This is a genomic window from Mycolicibacterium sp. CBM1, assembly GCF_054073305.1.
Window position 1 is genome coordinate 69,623 of sequence record NZ_JBSXPP010000012.1, and the last position, 12,119, is coordinate 81,741.

At 67.6% G+C, this 12,119-nt stretch carries 16 protein-coding genes and 1 pseudogene; 9 read left to right on the top strand and 8 right to left on the bottom strand.

The genetic code is table 11. The annotated features are described in order from the left end of the window. Positions 1-63 precede the first annotated feature (63 nt). Positions 64-195, bottom strand: a pseudogene (locus ACXDF8_RS16835) (2-hydroxyacid dehydrogenase); the annotation flags it as partial. 398 nt (positions 196-593) lie between these two features. On the opposite strand from ACXDF8_RS16835, the gene ACXDF8_RS16840 reads away from it, so the two are divergent. Next, complete coding sequence (locus tag ACXDF8_RS16840; RefSeq protein ID WP_457224417.1) at positions 594-1,385, top strand: adenylate/guanylate cyclase domain-containing protein; 792 nt, start codon at positions 594-596, stop codon at positions 1,383-1,385. A gap of 216 nt (positions 1,386-1,601) precedes the next feature. Here ACXDF8_RS16840 and ACXDF8_RS16845 read toward each other — a convergent pair whose 3' ends face one another. Next, positions 1,602-2,186, bottom strand: coding sequence for an RBBP9/YdeN family alpha/beta hydrolase (locus tag ACXDF8_RS16845; protein WP_457224418.1), 585 nt, complete (start codon positions 2,184-2,186; stop codon positions 1,602-1,604). A gap of 56 nt (positions 2,187-2,242) precedes the next feature. Between ACXDF8_RS16845 and ACXDF8_RS16850 the strand changes: the two genes are divergently transcribed. After that, positions 2,243-2,593: a MerR family transcriptional regulator gene (locus ACXDF8_RS16850; protein ID WP_457224419.1), complete on the top strand. Its 351-nt coding sequence runs from the start codon at positions 2,243-2,245 to the stop codon at positions 2,591-2,593. 227 nt (positions 2,594-2,820) lie between these two features. Here ACXDF8_RS16850 and ACXDF8_RS16855 read toward each other — a convergent pair whose 3' ends face one another. After that, positions 2,821-2,997 carry a hypothetical protein gene (locus tag ACXDF8_RS16855; protein ID WP_457224420.1) on the bottom strand — a complete coding sequence of 59 codons (177 nt, stop codon included), beginning with the start codon at positions 2,995-2,997 and terminating at the stop codon, positions 2,821-2,823. 24 nt (positions 2,998-3,021) lie between these two features. Here ACXDF8_RS16855 and ACXDF8_RS16860 point away from each other — a divergent pair, with 24 nt between their 5' ends. Further along, on the top strand, positions 3,022-3,717 hold the full coding sequence (locus ACXDF8_RS16860; protein ID WP_457224421.1) for a guanylate cyclase: 696 nt from the start codon (positions 3,022-3,024) through the stop codon (positions 3,715-3,717). 5 nt (positions 3,718-3,722) lie between these two features. Here ACXDF8_RS16860 and ACXDF8_RS16865 read toward each other — a convergent pair whose 3' ends face one another. Next, positions 3,723-4,250: a DUF1942 domain-containing protein gene (locus ACXDF8_RS16865; protein WP_457224422.1), complete on the bottom strand. Its 528-nt coding sequence runs from the start codon at positions 4,248-4,250 to the stop codon at positions 3,723-3,725. 122 nt (positions 4,251-4,372) lie between these two features. Here ACXDF8_RS16865 and arr point away from each other — a divergent pair, with 122 nt between their 5' ends. Beyond that, positions 4,373-4,801 carry an NAD(+)--rifampin ADP-ribosyltransferase gene (arr, locus tag ACXDF8_RS16870; protein ID WP_457224423.1) on the top strand — a complete coding sequence of 143 codons (429 nt, stop codon included), beginning with the start codon at positions 4,373-4,375 and terminating at the stop codon, positions 4,799-4,801. Here arr and ACXDF8_RS16875 read toward each other — a convergent pair. The 3 genes from ACXDF8_RS16875 to ychF form a co-directional block, all read right to left on the bottom strand. Further along, positions 4,792-5,136 carry a VOC family protein gene (locus ACXDF8_RS16875; protein ID WP_457224424.1) on the bottom strand — a complete coding sequence of 115 codons (345 nt, stop codon included), beginning with the start codon at positions 5,134-5,136 and terminating at the stop codon, positions 4,792-4,794. The genes arr and ACXDF8_RS16875 overlap by 10 nt on opposite strands. A gap of 70 nt (positions 5,137-5,206) precedes the next feature. After that, complete coding sequence (locus ACXDF8_RS16880) at positions 5,207-5,572, bottom strand: zinc ribbon domain-containing protein YjdM (protein WP_457224425.1); 366 nt, start codon at positions 5,570-5,572, stop codon at positions 5,207-5,209. A gap of 44 nt (positions 5,573-5,616) precedes the next feature. After that, positions 5,617-6,690 (bottom strand): redox-regulated ATPase YchF, encoded by a 1,074-nt coding sequence (ychF, locus tag ACXDF8_RS16885; RefSeq protein WP_457224426.1) that lies wholly within the window; start codon positions 6,688-6,690, stop codon positions 5,617-5,619. Positions 6,691-6,783: 93 nt separating this feature from the next. Here ychF and ACXDF8_RS16890 point away from each other — a divergent pair, with 93 nt between their 5' ends. Continuing rightward, complete coding sequence (locus tag ACXDF8_RS16890) at positions 6,784-7,866, top strand: DUF6542 domain-containing protein (protein ID WP_457224427.1); 1,083 nt, start codon at positions 6,784-6,786, stop codon at positions 7,864-7,866. Positions 7,867-7,883: 17 nt separating this feature from the next. Here ACXDF8_RS16890 and ACXDF8_RS16895 read toward each other — a convergent pair whose 3' ends face one another. Next, complete coding sequence (locus ACXDF8_RS16895) at positions 7,884-8,885, bottom strand: 4-hydroxy-3-methylbut-2-enyl diphosphate reductase (RefSeq protein ID WP_457224428.1); 1,002 nt, start codon at positions 8,883-8,885, stop codon at positions 7,884-7,886. Positions 8,886-8,938: 53 nt separating this feature from the next. Here ACXDF8_RS16895 and ACXDF8_RS16900 point away from each other — a divergent pair, with 53 nt between their 5' ends. Genes ACXDF8_RS16900 through ACXDF8_RS16915 form a run of 4 tightly spaced genes read left to right on the top strand, consistent with a single transcriptional unit; the run spans position 8,939 to position 12,119 of the window. After that, positions 8,939-9,529 carry a lipid droplet-associated protein gene (locus ACXDF8_RS16900; RefSeq protein ID WP_457224429.1) on the top strand — a complete coding sequence of 197 codons (591 nt, stop codon included), beginning with the start codon at positions 8,939-8,941 and terminating at the stop codon, positions 9,527-9,529. After that, on the top strand, positions 9,526-10,752 hold the full coding sequence (gene xseA / locus ACXDF8_RS16905) for an exodeoxyribonuclease VII large subunit (protein WP_457224430.1): 1,227 nt from the start codon (positions 9,526-9,528) through the stop codon (positions 10,750-10,752). The genes ACXDF8_RS16900 and xseA overlap by 4 nt, the downstream gene beginning before the upstream one ends. Continuing rightward, entirely contained in the window at positions 10,749-10,979 is a 231-nt protein-coding gene (locus tag ACXDF8_RS16910) for an exodeoxyribonuclease VII small subunit (RefSeq protein WP_457224431.1), read from the top strand. Before xseA ends, ACXDF8_RS16910 begins: the two co-directional genes overlap by 4 nt. Positions 10,980-11,021: 42 nt before the next feature. Next, positions 11,022-12,119, top strand: a complete 1,098-nt coding sequence (locus ACXDF8_RS16915; RefSeq protein ID WP_457224545.1) for a 3-beta-hydroxysteroid dehydrogenase — start codon at positions 11,022-11,024, stop codon at positions 12,117-12,119.

Sequence of the window (12,119 nt, forward strand, 5' to 3'; positions counted from 1 at the left end):
CCTCCTTCGTTGGTCGTCCGTTCAGCGCTGGCTGCCTTGGCTAGGTCACCGGCGTGACCAACCGGCCAGCCGGGCCATTGCGTCGCAGGTTCGGGCGGTGGCGCTGCCCATGTGCGGCAGCAGCACCACGTTGTCCGACGGGCGCAGCGCGGCATCCACGCCGGGCCGCCCGCCGCAGACGGTGACCTCCGCCCCAGGCTCGCGGAGAAGCGGGTAGCGGCCGGCCAGCTCCATCTCCAATGACGGTTCGAGGCTGCCGACGGCGAGAATAGCCATGCAACCAGTCTGCTACACCAGCAGCGGCACGGTGCCCTGGGGCCGATTGGCGAGGATCTCGAACATCGCCCGCTGCGATGCCCGCAATTCGGTATTGAACCCGTTTGCCGGACAACGTGATTCGACGGTCCGCCAGGGTCGAGTTGTAGCCGACGCGACCGCCGAACGACCAGGTGAAGGGTTCGTAGGCCCGGTCAGCAGCATCCAGCGCAGCCATATCGCCTGGGCGCGGTCGGAATGGTTGGCGCGAATGAACCTGCTCTCGTAATAAAGAGGCATCATAACTTCAAGATTCCCGACGCGAGGGCGGTGCAGGGGTGGGTTGGACGATCGCGATCGCGGCGCTGGCCCTAGTGGCTATCGCCGAGGCGGTGGTGCTGCTGGTGCTTCGGTCGCGGCTGCAGGCCAGCCGCGGCGAAGCCGAGGATCTTCGTGCACGTCTAGAGACCCGCAACATGCTGTGGACGGGCGGTCGCGAGGCGGTCAAGACCGTCTGGCAGACCGCCAACCTGGTGCGCATGCATGGCTTCGGCGGGGCGGTGCGGTCCTCGATCGAGGATCTCGCCGACTGGGCCGACGTGGAACGTCCCGACCTGGCGCGGCTGGCTCCGGACGGCAACCTGGTGGTGATGTTCTCCGACATCGAGGAGTCCACGGCGCTCAACGAGCGCATCGGTGACCGCGCCTGGGTCAAGCTCATCGGCAGTCACGACCGGCTGGTGCGGAGCCTGGTCAGGATGCACGGCGGGCATGTCGTCAAGAGCCAGGGCGACGGATTCATGGTGGCCTTCGCCGACCCCGGCGCGGCGGTGGAGTGCGCCAGGGCGATTCAGCGCGCACTGGCTCGCGACGCGAAGCGAATACGACACAACAGTATTCGTGTGCGGATCGGCATCCATATGGGCAAGTCGGTGCTGCGCGGCGATGACGTGTTCGGCCGCAACGTGGCGATGGCGGCCCGCGTCGCCGCTCAGGCCGACGGCGGCGAGATCCTGGTCAGCGAGCCGGTGCGCACTGCGCTGGGCAACGGTCAGGCTTTCGACGCGGGCCGGGAGGTCGAGCTCAAGGGGTTCGCCGGTACGCATCGCCTCTTCGCCGTGGCTGCCTAGGCTCCGGTAGGGCCACAGTTGCACGCAGAAGGCCTCCGGTGAGTTTCGGGGTGGTACGAGTGCCGGTTTGGACGTGCACGCGTGTTCGGTGGTTACGCATGCCGTCGATGAGGAAAGGGTCGGGTCGAGCGGGCGCGGTTGTGCCCGGTGGGTTGGCGTTACGGTGTCGGCGTCCTTCGACGCCTAAGAGGTGCGTTGCGATGGGTCACCTTGCGATCACTCCGGTCGAGCACCCGAGCATCGCGTGATTGCCTCAAGCGCAGGGGGCAGCGATGTGATTCCGTCGGTCGCTAGAAAGTGGCCCGCTCCGGGAACAACGACCGCCGACGTTTGCAGGAGCTGGGCGAGACGATCCGTATGTCCGACCGGGACATACGGGTCATCGTCAGACCGCAAAATCGTGAGGGACCCGACACGATCCCGTATCCCCGACAAGTCCACACCATCGCCGATGAAGTTGTTGAGGACGGGTAGCGCGGGCAGCCTGTCGACGAAACCCGAGACGAGCACGAGGGTCCCGAGCGACCACGGCCCGTCTAGCGAAGCAAGATGGCTGAGCACGGCGAGACAACCGAGGCTGTGCGCGATCACAACGGACTCACGCCGCGGCACTCCGAGTGCAGCCGAGACCGCCTCGCGCCAGCTGTCCCGACGCGGAGCCGCGGGATCTGGCAAGGCAGGGATCTGCGCGGGTATTCCTGCGTGGTTCAGCTGTCTAGCGAGCCATCCGAACCAGTGATCTTCCGGTGTTGCGCGGTATCCGTGGAAGATCGCGGCTCGTCTTGAAGTTGTCAACGTCACGGGGCTGGACGATAAGCGTTGACGCTAGGGTGAAGGTCAAGTTCAAAGGAGTGAACGTGCTGATCGGCGAGTTGGCTGCCCGGACAGGGGTCTCGGCTCGGGCGCTGCGCCACTACGAAGATCGTGAGTTACTGGTCGCGCAACGAGATGCCAACGGCTACCGGCACTATGCCGAGTCCGACATTGTGCGGGTGCTACAGATCAAGACAATGATCGACGCAGGCCTCGGAACGGGAATCATCCGTCAGTACATCGACTGCGTCAGGGCGGGACATCACGGCGTCACGCTGGAGATGTGCCCAGACCTTCGGGCGGAAGTAGACAAGATCTCCGTTCGGATCGACCGGCAGCAGACCGTGCTCAGCGAGACCAAGCATCGCCTCTGCGCTCTCACGTCGACCAACTGACCCGACCGTCAACACCCTCCCGGCCGGTGAGCGTGTCGTTGGCGACGCGCGGTCAGACTGATAGACGCGGATTGGCGACCGCAGGAAGGCGTTTCGACTATCCACGCGCTGCCACCACCGGCCTCGATGAGGTAAGCAGGGCCTCACCACTCGGTAACCCACGAACATGGGTGAGTGAGGCCCCGGCCCGCAACCCCCAACTCAACGCCGACGGCCGCCCATACCAACTAGCTGTCGGTGGCTAGCTGGGCGGCTGACACCTCGTCGTGGCGCTGGTGCAGCCGGGCGCGGATCTCGTCAGGGGTATAGGCCCTGCGCCGCCGCTCATCCCGGGCCACCAGCACGCCACCGGCGACGACGCCTGCCGCACCGGCCAGCCCGATCCACTTCCAGATACTGCGCATGGGACATCACACTAAGCTGCGCTGATGGTCGAGCACACCGTGTCGCTGACACAGGCGCTGAACGAAACGCGCACCGGTGACGTCTGGCTGTTCCGGGGTGGTTCCGGCCCGGACCGCGCCATCCAGGCCCTGACCAACGCACCGGTCAACCACGTCGGGATGACGGTGGCGCTCGAAGACCTGCCGCCGCTGATGTGGCATGCCGAGCTGGGCCACAAGCTGCTCGACCTGTGGACGGGCACCAACCATCGCGGCGTGCAACTCAATGACGCCCGCGAGGCCGTCGAGCAGTGGCTGGGCACCTACGGGCAGCGCTGTTGGCTGCGCCAGCTCACCCCGCACGCCACCCGTGAGCAGGAGGACCAGCTGCTGAAGGTGATCGCCCGGATGGACGGCACCTCCTTTCCGTCGACAGCCCGACTGACCGGGCGGTGGTTGCGAGGCCGGCTGCCCACTGTCAGCGACTGGACTCGCGGTATCCCGTTGGTACACAAGAAGGTTCGCGAATCCGCCGAGCGACGAAAGCAGGCGCAGCGGGAGGGTGGGCTGGAGACGGCCTACTGCGCCGAGACGGTGGCCATCACCTACGAGGAGATGGGCCTTCTGAAGACCGAGAAGAACGAGAACTGGTTCGACCCCGGCCGCTTCTGGAGCGGCGATACCCTGCCGCTGATCGCCGGCTATCGGCTGGGCGCCGAGATCGCGGTGATCCCGGACTGATTCGGTCAGTCCGCTGCCCACACGGCCAGCGTCTTGCCGTGCGGGTCGCGGAATGCGATCGCGGTGATGGTCTGGCCCTGCGGCACGTCGTAGGCGACGTGGCCGGCGATCTGCTGGCCTTGGGCGAGCTGCCCTGAGGTGATGCCGGGGCGCACCGCTCCGACGGCCGGCGCGATGGTGGACCCGTCGGCTCCACGAGCCACGAAGTAGAAGCCGTTGTAGGCGATGGTTCCGGCCTTGGCGACGATGGTCACGTCGACGGCGAACATCGCGCCCTTGGCCGGGATGATCTGGGCGGCGGCCGGCACGGGGCGCAGGTTGTCCACGGTGTAGGCCGCCGTACCGCTCGATGAGGCGATGTCGACCGGGGTGCCGAACGCAGATGCCTGCTGCACGGGGACCGCGGTGGTGGACTCCGCCGCCTGGGTCGCGGAGCTCTCCGGCGAAGTGGACGGGGATCCGGCACATCCGGCCGTCACGAGGGCCACGGCGATGCCGCCGACGAGCACCGTGGTCGACAGTGATTCGCGCATCCGCGGATAGTAGCCCGCTGCCCCTTCCCTTCTCAGACTATGGCAGACACCGGGGCTTGCGGCAAGGCCCGGGGGCCGGCGCAGACTCATCCGACCAGAGCACCGACGGGACGGAGGACAGCGTGCCCACAACACCGAAACCCTTTGAGCCACATGGATCCGGCGCGTATCTCCACGGAACCAAGGCCGACCTTGCGATAGGCGATCTGTTGGCTCCCGGGCACCGGATGAACCATGACCGGGAGCGCCGCGCCAACCACATCTACTTCACGCAGACAGTGGACGCGGCCGCCTGGGGCGCGGAGCTGGCCGTGGGCGAGGGGCGTGGGCGGATCTACATCGTGGAGCCGACCGGTGCACTCGAGGACGATCCGAATGTCACCGACAAGCGGCTGCCCGGCAATCCCACACGCTCCTTCCGAACCCGCGAACCGGTGCGGGTCGTTGGGGAGATCACCGACTGGGTTGGCCATTCCCCCGACGAGCTGGCGCGGATGCGCGCGGCGCTGGCCGATCTCGCACGGCGGGGATTGGACGTGGTCTACGACTGAGCGACCCCGAACTTGGCCCGCGCTTCCTCGGTGACCGGCGTGAACAGGTTCACCAGGTTGCCGCCCGGGTCGCGGAACAGCAGTGCGCGGTTGCCCCACGGCATCGTCGTCGGCTCGGTGATGGCGCTTCGGTTGGCCGCCGGCTCGGCGGATCCCATGCCGAACAAGGGCACGGTCTTGTCGCTTCCGATGGCCAGCGTGCCGGCTGGCGTGGGGATCTCCGCGAACAGATCGTTGCCCCAGATGGCGTCGGCCCCGGTGACCATCTCGTAGAAGTCGACGAGACGACCGACGTCGGCGGTGATGATGCGGATGGAGACCAGTCGTGAGTGCACACTCACGACTGTGGGCCCTATGTACAGACCTTAGGCCCGATCGCGCGCATAACCCCCACGCTCGACGCGATCAGACGACCTTCTTGACCACGCTCGACTTGAGCTGCATGCGACCGAAACCGGGGACATTCGCGTCGATGTCGTGATCTCCGACGCCATCGGAGATGAGCCGGATGCCACGGACCTTCGTGCCGGCTTTGATGACCCCGCCACCGCCGCCCTTGACCTTTACAGTCGTCGCGACGATCACAGTGTCCCCGTCAGCGAGGACGTTGCCGACCGAGTCGGTGATCGCGGCCCCGGCGTCCACAGAATCAACGTCGGACACCTCATCAGCCGACCATTCGTGACCGCACATCGGGCACACCAGGAGCGCCCCCTGCTCGTAGGTGAACCCCTCGCCGCACGCCGGGCACGGCGGCAACTGATCTGACATCGTGGCGGACTCCTTGCTTGGCCGTTTGTCGTGAGCAGCGTTGGCTACACGTTGAACCGGAACTCGACCACGTCGCCGTCGGCCATGACGTAGTCCTTACCCTCCATGCGCACCTTGCCCGCGGCCTTGGCCGCCGCCATCGACCCCGCCTCGACGAGGTCGTCGAAGGAGACGATCTCGGCCTTGATGAAGCCCTTCTCGAAGTCGGTGTGGATCACCCCGGCCGCCTTCGGGGCGGTGTCGCCGCGGTGAATCGTCCAAGCGCGCGCCTCTTTCGGGCCGGCCGTCAGATAGGTCTGCAGGTTCAGGGTGTGGAAACCGGCCCGCGCCAAGGCATCCAGGCCACGCTCGCTCTGCCCGATCGACTCAAGCAGCTCGGCCGCAGACTCGTCGTCGAGTTCGATCAGCTCCGACTCGATCTTGGCGTCCAGGAACACCGCGTCGGCCGGGGCCACCAGCGCACGCAACTCGGCCTGCTTGGTTTCGTCGGTGAGCACCGACTCGTCGGCGTTGAACACGTACAGGAAAGGCTTGATGGTCATCAGGTTCAGCTCGCGCAGCACCGACCAGTCCTTGCCGCTGGCGAACAACGTCGTCCCGCCGTTGAGCAGCTCCTGGGCGGCCACCGCCGCCTCGTGGACCGGCTTGCGGTCCTTGTTGGTGCGGCCTTCCTTCTCCAGCCGCGGCATCGCCTTCTCCAGCGTCTGCAGATCGGCCAGGATCAGCTCGGTCTCGATGACCTCGATGTCGGACTTGGGATCCACCTTGCCGTCGACGTGCACCACGTCATCGTCGGCGAACACCCGCACCACCTGACAGATGGCGTCACACTCGCGGATGTTGGCCAGGAACTTGTTGCCCAGCCCCGCCCCTTCCGAGGCGCCCTTGACGATGCCGGCGATGTCGACGAACGTCACCGGCGCCGGCAGGGTCCGCTCTGAGCCGAAGATCTCGGCGAGCTTGTCCAGCCTCGGGTCCGGCAGCGGGACGACGCCCTCGTTCGGCTCGATCGTGGCAAACGGATAGTTCGCCGCCAGCACGTTGTTGCGGGTCAACGCATTGAACAGGGTCGATTTACCGACGTTGGGCAGACCGACGATTCCGAGGCTGAGGCTCACAGGGTCCACAGTGTAGGAGAACGCGCGCCGGGCACGTCCGGCGCGCGGCCCCGCCGCCGGTCCAGTTCTCGCCGGAAACGGTACGGTCTACGTGTGTCAGCACAGCGGGCCAGGTCGTCGGTGACGGCCGCGAATCGCTCCGCGCACCCGAACCTCGCCGGTGTGCCGTGGTGGGCGGCTGTCCTGATTGCTGTGATCGCCACCACAATTGGCTTCGTCTTCGAGGCCGGCTCCGGCAGCAAGGACCTCGGCGGTGTGTTCTCCGCGATGTACGCGCTGGGCTGCGTGGTCGCGGTTCTGGCCGTGCGCCAGTCCGGCCTGTTCACCGCCATCATCCAGCCGCCGTTGATCCTGTTCGTCGCCGTGCCCGGTGCGTACTTCCTGTTCCACGGCGCGGAGTTCACCGGCGTCAAAGACACTCTGATCAACTGCGGCTATCCCTTGGTCGAACGCTTTCCGCTCATGTTGTTCACCACCGCGGGCGTGTTGCTGATCGGCTTGGTGCGCTGGTACTTCGCGATGTCGGCCCGCACGGTGACCGCACCTACCGCCGACGACGACGCCGCGGCCGGGCCCAGCCTGCTCGCCGGCCTGGCGGCCAAGGTCACCGCGGCGTTCAACCGTGGCGAGCCCGCGGATGTCGACCTCGACGAGGCGAAGCCCCAACGCAAGCACAGCATCGACCGGCCGGCCACCGCCGAGAAGCGGCCGCGCTCGGGCCGTCCCGCCAAGCGTCCTGCGCCCACCCGGTCCCGTCATGCCCGTCCACCGCTGGAGGACATCACCGAGGCACCGGTGGATCGTCCGCGCCGTCAGCCACCTCGCCGACGCCCGGACGCCGATCTGCCCGGGCGCGACGACGCCGAACCCCGGCGCCGCCCCCGCCAACCGCGCGATCCCGGGTCCCGCACGCCGCCTCCGTCGCGCCGCGAGCCACGGGAACCGCGTGAATCACGGGAACGCCGCGATCCCTACGGCCCGCGGCCCCGCAACGGCAGCCGGTTCGAGCCGTACCCGCCCTACGAGCCGTATCCGTCCTACGAGCCGCCGCCGCGGCGCCGGCCGTCCTCCCCTGCGCCCAACGAGGACAGCAGCCACCACCCGGTGTCGCGGGTGCGGTATCGGGGCGACGGACCAGGCCGAGAAGACCAGCCGTCCTGGCGCTACGACCGCTGACCTGTGGCCCGGTCGAGTCAGGTACGGGCCGGACGGATCTCGCGCGGCAGGGCGAACACCAGCGTCTCGTTGGCGGTCGTCACCGGCTGAACGGTGTCGTAGCCGGATTCGGCGAGCCGCTCCAGCACCCCGCGGACCAACACCTCGGGAACCGACGCACCCGAGGTGACGCCGACCGTGGTGACCCCGTCGAGCCAGGCCGGGTCGATGTCCTCGGCGTAATCCACCAGGTGGGAGGCCCGCGCCCCCGCATTCAACGCCACCTCGACCAGGCGCACCGAGTTCGACGAGTTGCGTGAGCCGACCACGATCACCAGGTCGCACTCCGGCGCCATGGCCTTGACCGCGCTCTGCCGGTTTTGGGTGGCGTAGCAGATGTCGTCACTGGGCGGGTCCTGCAGCGTCGGGAAGCGCTCCCGCAACCGCCGCACGGTCTCCATGGTCTCGTCGACGCTCAGCGTGGTCTGCGACAGCCAGATGACCTTGTTCGGGTCCCGCACGGTCACCTTGTCCACCGCGTCCGGATTGTCGACGACCTGAACGTGCTCAGGTGCCTCACCGGCGGTGCCGACGACCTCTTCATGGCCCTCGTGGCCGACCAGCAGGATGTCGTAGTCGTCGCGGGCGAACCGTTTGGCTTCGTTGTGCACCTTGGTGACCAGGGGGCAGGTGGCGTCGATGGTCTGCAGATTGCGCGCGGCGGCCTCTTCGTGGACCGTCGGCGCGACGCCGTGGGCGGAGAACACGACGATGGCGCCCTCGGGCACCTCGTCGGTCTGCTCGACGAACACCGCCCCGGCTTTGCTCAGGGTGTCCACGACGTAGCGATTGTGGACGATCTCGTGGCGCACGTACACCGGGGCGCCGTGCTTCTCCAGCGCCCGCTCCACTGTCTCCACGGCGCGGTCGACCCCGGCGCAGTACCCACGCGGCTCGGCCAACAGCACCCGCTTGCCGGGGGCACGGTCGGTCGCCGTGCTCGACGCACCGGGTATCCCCATGTTCACAGTTGGCGCCATGGTTTCAGGGTACGTTCCCGCGCACTCGGCGGGCCAGCCGTAGGCTGTGCCACATGGCAACCGCACCGTACGGGGTTCGTCTGCTGGTCGGCGCCGCCGTGACCGCCATCGAGGAGACCCGCAAGCTACCGCAGACCATCCTGATGTACCCGATGACGGTCGTCAGCTCCGTCGCGCACATCGTGATGAAGGTCCAGCAGGACCTGGCCGATCTGGTGATCAAGGGCGACTCCGCGCTGGAGAACATCTTCCCGCCCAGGGACGAGCAGCCGGAGTGGGCGACGTTCGACGAGGACGCCGAAGGCCGCGACATCGACCGGAACCAGGACGGTGCCGTGATTCCAGGTGGCGACGGCGAGCGCCGCACCGAGGGCCGCTTCGCGCTCTACTCGGTCACCGATGGTGGCGATGCGCCCCCCGCGGAGGCCAGCGCCACACCCGCGCCGACGGCCACCGTCACCGCGCCGGCCATCGCGGCGGAACTCGACTACGAGTCGCTGACCCTGGCTCAGCTGCGGGCCCGAATGCAGTCACTGAGCGTCGCCGATCTCGAGACGCTGCTCGCCTACGAGGAAGCCTCCAAAGCGCGCGCCCCGTTCCAGACCTTGCTGGCCAACAGGATCACCCGCGCGTCAGCCAAGTGAGCGCGCAGGGCAGTTCCGCGGAGAACCCCTACCCGGTCCGCGCGGTGGCCATCCGAATAGCCGGCTGGATCGACAAGCTCGGCACCGTGTGGGTGGAGGGTCAGCTCACCCAGATCAACGTGCGCAGCTCGACCGCCTACATGGTGCTGCGCGACCCGGCCGCCAACATGTCGCTGGACATCAGTTGCTCGAGGGAGCTGGTCGCCGCGGCGCCGGTCAAGCTCACCGAGGGCACCCAGGTCGTGGTCTGCGGCAAGCCCAGCTTCTACACCGTGCGCGGCTCGTTCTCGTTGCGGGTCAGCGATATTCGCGCGGTCGGCGTCGGTGAGCTGCTCGCCCGCATCGAGCGGCTGCGCCGATTGCTGGAGGCCGAGGGGCTCTTCGATGCCAGGCTGAAGCGGCCGTTGCCCTTCCTACCCTCGACCGTCGGGCTGATCACCGGGCGGGCCAGCGCGGCCGAGCACGACGTGACGACGGTGGCCGCGGCGCGCTGGCCGGCGGTCCGGTTCGCTATCCGCAACACCGCAGTCCAGGGTGTCAACGCGGTAGCCCAGATCGTGGAAGCTTTGGCGGCGTTGGACCGCGATCCCGACGTCGACGTCATCATCATCGCCCGCGGTGGCGGCAGCGTAGAGGACCTGCTGCCGTTCTCCGACGAGACACTGTGCCGGGCCATCGCGGCGTGCACCACGCCGGTGGTCAGCGCGGTCGGCCACGAACCGGACAACCCGTTGTGCGACCTGGTGGCCGATCTTCGGGCGGCGACGCCGACCGACGCCGCCAAGAAGGTCGTCCCCGATACCGCGGCCGAGTTGGGCCTGGTGCGTGAACTGCGGCACCGCAGCGCGCAGGCGCTGCGCAACTGGGTCGGCCGTGAGCAGCGCGCCATGGACCATCTGCGCAGCCGCCCGGTCCTCGCCGATCCCCTGCGTGGGCTCGCCCAGCGCGGCGAGGAGGTCCAGCGAGCGCGTACCGCGCTGCGCCGCGACATCAACCGCATGGTGAACTCCGAATCGGACCGGATCGGCCACCTGGCCGCACGGCTGGCCACCCTCGGACCGGCTGCCACGCTGGCCCGAGGGTATGCCGTCGTCCAGACGATGCAGGACGGTGCCATCCTGCGTTCAGCCGCCGATGCTCCCGCCGGGGCCGCGCTGCGGATCAGGGTTGCCGACGGCGCGGTGGGCGCCACCAGTACCGGCCCGACGGATGGAGCCGCATGACCGACCATGCAGAGACGACGCCCATTAGTAAGCTCGGCTACGAACAGTGCCGCGACGAACTCACCGAGGTGGTGCGCGTGCTCGAACACGGCGGCCTCGATCTCGACGCGTCGCTGAAACTGTGGGAGCGAGGCGAGGAACTGGCACGACGGTGCGAGGAGCACTTAGCCGGTGCACGCAAGCGCATCGAGGACGCACTCGCCGCCCGGGAGACCGCCGACGAGTAGGCGATTACCAGCGACGCTGGAAAATTGGAACGTGTTTCAGTTATTGTCGGCCGCATGGGTGATGCCACACTGACGACCGACCTGGGCCGCGTCCTGGTGACCGGAGGGGCCGGGTTCGTCGGCGCCAACCTCGTGACCGAACTGCTCGACCGCGGCCACCTCGTCCGCGCTTTCGACCGGGCGCCGTCGCGGCTGCCGGCCCACGCCCACCTCGAGGTCGTCGTGGGCGACATCTGCGACATCGATACCGTCGCATCTGCCGTCGCCGGAATCGACACCATCATCCACACCGCCGCGATCATCGACCTGATGGGCGGCGCCTCGGTCACCGAGGAATACCGCAAGCGCAGTTTCGACGTCAACGTCGGCGGCACCAAGAACCTGGTCCAGGCCGCGCAGGCCGCCGGAGTCAAGCGATTCGTCTACACCGCCTCCAACAGCGTGGTGATGGGTGGCCAGCGGATCACCGCGGGCGACGAGACCCTGCCCTACACATCGCGTTTCAACGATCTCTACACCGAAACCAAGGTGGCCGCCGAGAGGTTCGTACTGGGCCAGAACGACGTCGGCGGGCTGCTGACATGTTCGATCCGGCCGTCCGGCATCTGGGGCCGCGGCGATCAGACGATGTTCCGCAAGCTCTTCGAGCGGGTGTTGGCCGGGCACGTCAAGGTGCTGGTGGGCAGTGAACACGCCAGGCTCGACAACTCCTACGTGCACAACCTGGTGTACGGATTCATCCTTGCGGCTGAGCATTTGGTGCCCGGCGGAACCGCACCGGGGCAGGCGTACTTCATCAATGACGGTGAGCCGATCAACATGTTCGACTTCTCCCGGCCCGTCGTCGAGGCCTGCGGCGAGCGGTGGCCGTTGCTCCGTGTGCCCGGCCGACCGGTGCACGCGGTGCTCAGCGCATGGCAGTGGCTGCATTTTCGCTTCGGCCTGCCGCAGCCTCCGTTGGAACCGCTTGCAGTGGAGCGGGTTTCGGTGGACAACTATTTCTCGATCGACAAAGCCCGCCGCGACCTCGGCTATGAGCCGCTCTACACCACAGCGCAGGCGCTGGAGCACTGCCTGTCCTACTACACCGATCTCTATGCCGAGATGAAGAGTCGGGCCAAAGCGCCGGTCAACGCCTAG